Below are 4,854 nucleotides of genomic sequence, written 5' to 3' on the forward strand. Positions count from 1 at the left end.
GGGACCCTGTGGGAGAGTAGGACGCCGCCGAACAATCATTGTGGGAAAGCCCCGCACCAGCCCTTTCAGGGTTCGGTGCGGGGCTTTTCTGCGTTTACAGACGACCTCCATCACCATCAGCACGTCGCGGGAGTTGACGGCCATGGCCGTGTCGTCGGCGTCGGCCTCCGCGATGACCAGGAGATCGGGGACCTTGGTCAGGCCGGTGAGTGGATCGCCCATGTCCGTGTTGGTCGGAGCCATGACCTCAGGTGACTGGGCCTCGATCTGGCGGCGTAGACGGGCCACGGTGAGGCCGTGGGGCTGGGTGGGTGTCAGGTCGGCCAACGGGGGCTCCCTAGGGGCATGCTGGGGGGAGTTGGTCGGGTTGAGGAGGAGGTTGTTGTGGGGCGGTATGTGATCTCGTTCGATGATGGGGCCATGGTCGTGGCTGACGGGGAGTTGGAGGCTGTCAGTGCGGCGACGATGGCTGTGGTGCGGGAGGCGCAGGGCGCTGGGGTGTGGGTGTTCGGTGGGGGGCTGGGGAGTCAGCCGACCGCTGTGGTGGGTGTGGACGGGGCGGTGAGCGACGGGCCGATTCCGGCGGGCAAGGCGGTGCTCGGGGGGTTCTGCATCGTGGATGTGGCCTCGCGGGGCGAGGCGTTGGAGTGGGCGGGCAAGTTCGCGGCTGCCTGTCGGTGTGCGCAGGAGGTGCGGGAGTTCCTGCCCGGGTCAGAGACGGCCGGCGGCCTTCAGTGAGAGGTAGGCGTCGGCCAGGGCGGGGGCCAGGGTGTCCGGGGTGGCGTCGACCACGTGGACGCCGTGCCGGCTGAGCTGGTCGGCCGTGCGGCGGCGCTGGGCCTGGGTCTGGGTGCCCGCGGCGGCCTCGTAGACCGCGTCCACCGTGCCGCGTGACGCGGTCATCGTCGCGACGTGCGGGTCCGCGACCGAGGCGAGCAGGACCGTGTGGCGCTGCGTGAGGCTCGGCAGGAGCGGGAGCAGGCCCTCTTCGACAGGGGCCGCGTCCAGGCTCGTCAGGAGGACCACCAGGGACCTGCGCGGGGCGTTGCGGAGGATGGTGGAGACCAGAGTGCGGGAGTCCGTCTCGACCAGTTCCGGTTCGAGGGTGGCCATCGCGTTCACGAAGGACGGCAGGACGTCGGCCGAGGCCCGGCCGCGGACCTGGGCGCGGGGGCGGCGGTCGTGGGCCAGGAGGTCGACGCGGTCGCCGGCGCGGGTGGCCAGGGCGGCCAGGAGCAGGGCGGCGTCCATGGCGGAGTCCAGGCGCGGGGCGTCACCGACGCGGCCCGCCGAGGTGCGGCCGGTGTCGAGGCAGATGAGGATGTGCCGGTCGCGTTCGGGGCGCCAGGTGCGGACGGCGACCTTGCGCTGGCGGGCGGTGGCCCGCCAGTCGATGGAGCGGGTGTCGTCGCCGGGCACGTAGTCGCGGAGGCTGTCGAACTCGGTGCCTTCGCCGCGTGTGAGGACGCTCGTACGGCCGTCCAGTTCGCGCAGGCGGGCCAGGCGCGAGGGGAGGTGCTTGCGGCTGGTGAACGGGGGCAGGACCCGGACCGTCCACGGGGCGGCGAGCGACGCCTGCCGTGCCCAGAGGCCCAGCGGGCCGTACGAGCGGATCGTGACGCGGTCCGCGTGCCGGTCGCCGCGGCGGGTGGGGTGCAGGCGGGTGGTCAGGCGGCGGCGTTCGCCCGGCGGGACGGTCAGCTCGTGGCGGGAGGCCGCGGCTTCCGTGCCCGGGGTCCAGCTGCTCGGGGGCCAGGCGTCGCGGACGCGGGCGCGCAGGGTGCGGCGGCCGGGGTTGGTGAGGGTGAGCTGGACCTCGGCGGGCTCGCCGAGGCGGACCGAGGTGTCGCCGGAGCGGGCCAGTACGAGACTGCGTACGGGCGCGGCCAGGGCGTGGTCGACGGCGCAGGCCAGGGCCACGGCGCCGTTGACCGCGAGCAGGCCCGCCCCGCTCGGCTCCAGGAGGCCGACGGGGATGCTGCCGAGGGCCGCGAGCAGGGCGGCGCGTCCGGTGAGGGCCATCAGCGGGGGACGGGGACGTGGGACAGGATCGCCGTGATGACGGCGTCGGCGGTGACGCCCTCCATCTCCGCCTCGGGCCGCAGCTGCACGCGGTGGCGCAGGGTGGGGAGGGAGAGGGCCTTGACGTCGTCGGGGGTGACGTAGTCGCGGCCGGTGAGCCAGGCCCAGGCGCGGGCGGTGGCGAGGAGGGCGGTGGCGCCGCGGGGGGAGACGCCGAGGACGAGCGAGGGCGATTCGCGGGTGGCGCGGCAGATGTCGACGACGTACCCGGCGATCTCGGGGGAGACGGCGACGCGGGCGACGGCCTCGTGGGCGGCGGCGAGTTCGGCGGGACCGGCGACGGGGCGGACGCCGGCGGCCTTGAGGTCGCGGGGGTCGAAGCCGGCGGCGTGCCGGGTCAGGACGCCGATCTCGTCCTCGCGGGAGGGCAGGGGGACGGTGAGCTTGAGGAGGAAGCGGTCGAGCTGGGCCTCGGGCAGGGGGTACGTGCCCTCGTACTCGACCGGGTTCATGGTGGCGGCGACCAGGAAGGGGTCCGGGAGGGGGCGGGGGGTGCCGTCCACGGTGACCTGGCGTTCCTCCATGGCTTCGAGGAGGGAGGACTGGGTCTTGGGGGGCGTGCGGTTGATCTCGTCGGCGAGGAGGAGGTGGGTGAAGACCGGGCCGTCCTGGAAGGAGAACGCGGCGGTGCGGGCGTCGTAGACGAGGGAGCCGGTGACGTCGCTGGGCATCAGGTCGGGGGTGAACTGGACGCGCTTGGTGTCGAGGGCGAGGGAGGCGGCCAGGGCCCGTACGAGGAGGGTCTTGGCGACGCCGGGGACGCCTTCGAGGAGGACGTGGCCGCGGCAGAGCAGGGCGACGACGAGGCCGGTGACGGCGGAGTCCTGGCCGACGACGGCCTTGCCGATCTCCGTGCGGAGGGCTTCCAGGGCGGCGCGGGCGGTGTCGGGGGTGGGGGGCGTGGCCGTGGCTGTGGCCGGGGTCGTGCCCTGGGCGGGGGTCGTGCCCTGGGCGGGAGCCGGGGCCTGGGTTTCTGCCGGTGCCGCCTCCGGGGGCGTGGACTCGGCCGTGGGGTCGGTGGCCGGGTACGTCATGAGGTGCGGACCTCTCTTTCGAGGGCGTCGAGGTGGTCGGCGAGCGCGACGAGGGCCGCGTCGTCGGAGGGGGCGGGGCCGAAGAGGAGGGCGGCCGGGTCCCCGTAGGTGTGCTGCTCGCCGGAGAGGCGGGCGGAGACGGGCGGGAGCAGGGCGGCCGGGTCGTGGGCGCGGGTGGGCGGTACGCCGAGCAGTGCGGCGAGGCGTTCGCGGGTGGCGGCGCGCAGCACGGTGGCCGCGCGGTCGCGGGCGCCGGCCTTGCGGTAGAGGCGGGCGCGGCCCTCGGTGGCCTCGGAGGCGCGGATGGCGACGGGCAGCCTCTCGGTGACGAGCGGGCCGAGGCGGCGGGCGCGCCAGAGGGCGGCGAGGGCGGCGGCGACGAACAGCTGGAGCAGGGCCCATGACCAGCCGGCGGGGACGAGTTCGAGGAGGGACTTGTCCTCGGCGGAGCCGGTGTCGGGGTCGGAGTCGGCGAGGGACGGCAGGTACCAGACGAGGTCGGGGCGGGTGCCGAGGAGTTGGAGGGCGAGGGAGGCGTTGCCCTGCTCGGCGAGGCTCTCGTTGAGGAGGATCGTCTCGGAGCCGAGGAGGACGGTGTCGCCGCCGGGGGTGGTGGAGGGGAGGACGAGGAGGGTGGCGGGGGTGGTGGGTGTGGTGGGGGGCGTGGCGGTGGGGTGGCCGGGGGTGCTCTGGGCGGGGGTGCCCTTGGTGGTGGGGTAGCAGGCGGTGGTGCCGGGGAGGGCGGTGGTGTAGGCGAGGTGGCCGGTGGTGGTGGCGGGGCCGGCGGATTCGGCGGCGGGGAGGGTGCAGGACGGGGGGACGGGGGTGTCGGCGTCGGTGTCGGTGTCGGTGTCCGCGGTGGTGGCCGTCTGTACGCCCGGGGAGAGGTCGGGGAGGCTCGGGGTGCCGGGGGCGAGGAGGACCGTACGGCCGCCGGAGAGGTCCATGGCCGAGCGGATGGCGCGGCGCTGGTGGGGGCCGAGGCGGTCCGGGTCGGTGACGAGGAGGGTGGTGCGGGGGCCGGTGGCCTCGGCGGCCTCGCGGGCGGTCGTGACGACGCGGGTGGTGACGCCGCGGGCCTTGAGCAGTTCGGCCACGGCGAGGGTGCCGGTGGGGTCGGCGGAGCGGGGGTCGAGGTGGCCGTGGCGGGTGCCGGCGTTGAGGACGGCGAGGAGGAGCGCGCCTGCGGCGAGCACGGCGGTGAGGGCGGTGGCGAGGCGAGCGCGGCGGAATCGGTGGCGGAGGTTGGCGGGGGCGGGGTTGGTGCTGCCCGGCTGGGCGGCGTTGCCCGGGTGGGCGGTGGGGCCGGGCTGGGTGGGGCCCGTTGGGGCGGTGCCCGGCTGGGCGGGGTCGGGGTGGGCCGAGCCGGTGGCGGGGGTGGGGTGCGGTTCGGCGGGGGTCGCCTTGGCGGTGGTTCCGGGGAACGGGGTGGGGTCGGGCGCGCGCCGGGGCGTCTCCTCGGGCGCCGAACGGGGCTCGGGGTCGGTGGGTGCGGCGGTGGTGCGTTCGGCGCCCTGCGGGGAGCGCCCCGACACACACCCGACCCCGGCCCGGTCGGACCCGTCGGCCGGATCCGGGTGGGGGGTGCTTGGTTCGGCCGCGTCGGATCCGGCGCCGGGGTCGGCCTCGGGTGCGGCGGCTCGGGTGGGGTCGGGCGCGCGTCGGGGCGTCTCCTCGGGCGCCGAACGGGGCTCGGGGTCGGTGGGTGCGGCGGTGGTGCGTTCGGCGCCCTGCGGGG

At 75.8% G+C, this 4,854-nt stretch carries 4 protein-coding genes and 1 pseudogene; 1 reads left to right on the forward strand and 4 read right to left on the reverse strand.

The annotated features are described in order from the left end of the window. A partial coding sequence (locus ABZ873_RS33870) for a hypothetical protein (protein ID WP_360880631.1) occupies nucleotides 1-327 on the reverse strand: 327 nt, incomplete at its 3' end. Between the two features lie 18 nt (nucleotides 328-345). Between ABZ873_RS33870 and ABZ873_RS33875 the strand changes: the two genes are divergently transcribed. Continuing rightward, complete coding sequence (locus ABZ873_RS33875; protein WP_360880634.1) at nucleotides 346-738, forward strand: YciI family protein; 393 nt, start codon at nucleotides 346-348, stop codon at nucleotides 736-738. On the opposite strand, the gene ABZ873_RS33880 is transcribed toward ABZ873_RS33875, so the two are convergent. From ABZ873_RS33880 to ABZ873_RS33890, 3 genes and pseudogenes are all read right to left on the reverse strand, one after another. After that, complete coding sequence (locus ABZ873_RS33880; protein ID WP_360880636.1) at nucleotides 712-2,022, reverse strand: DUF58 domain-containing protein; 1,311 nt, start codon at nucleotides 2,020-2,022, stop codon at nucleotides 712-714. The two genes, ABZ873_RS33875 and ABZ873_RS33880, sit on opposite strands and share 27 nt — an antisense overlap. After that, nucleotides 2,022-3,116 carry a MoxR family ATPase gene (locus ABZ873_RS33885; protein WP_360880639.1) on the reverse strand — a complete coding sequence of 365 codons (1,095 nt, stop codon included), beginning with the start codon at nucleotides 3,114-3,116 and terminating at the stop codon, nucleotides 2,022-2,024. Before ABZ873_RS33885 ends, ABZ873_RS33880 begins: the two co-directional genes overlap by 1 nt. Then, nucleotides 3,113-4,297: pseudogene (locus ABZ873_RS33890) on the reverse strand (DUF4350 domain-containing protein); the annotation flags it as partial. The gene ABZ873_RS33885 and the pseudogene ABZ873_RS33890, both read right to left, overlap by 4 nt. Nucleotides 4,298-4,854 lie beyond the last annotated feature (557 nt).

The organism is Streptomyces sp. NPDC047014, assembly GCF_040644195.1.
Taxonomy (GTDB): domain Bacteria; phylum Actinomycetota; class Actinomycetes; order Streptomycetales; family Streptomycetaceae; genus Streptomyces.

What these genes read in the sequence shown, in the direction of transcription:
- ABZ873_RS33875 (WP_360880634.1), top strand. Translation starts at nt 346, where the DNA reads ATGCTGGGGGGAGTTGGTCGGGTTGAGGAGGAGGTTGTTGTGGGGCGG.
- ABZ873_RS33880 (WP_360880636.1), bottom strand. Translation starts at nt 2,022, where the DNA reads ATGGCCCTCACCGGACGCGCCGCCCTGCTCGCGGCCCTCGGCAGCATC.
- ABZ873_RS33885 (WP_360880639.1), bottom strand. Translation starts at nt 3,116, where the DNA reads ATGACGTACCCGGCCACCGACCCCACGGCCGAGTCCACGCCCCCGGAG.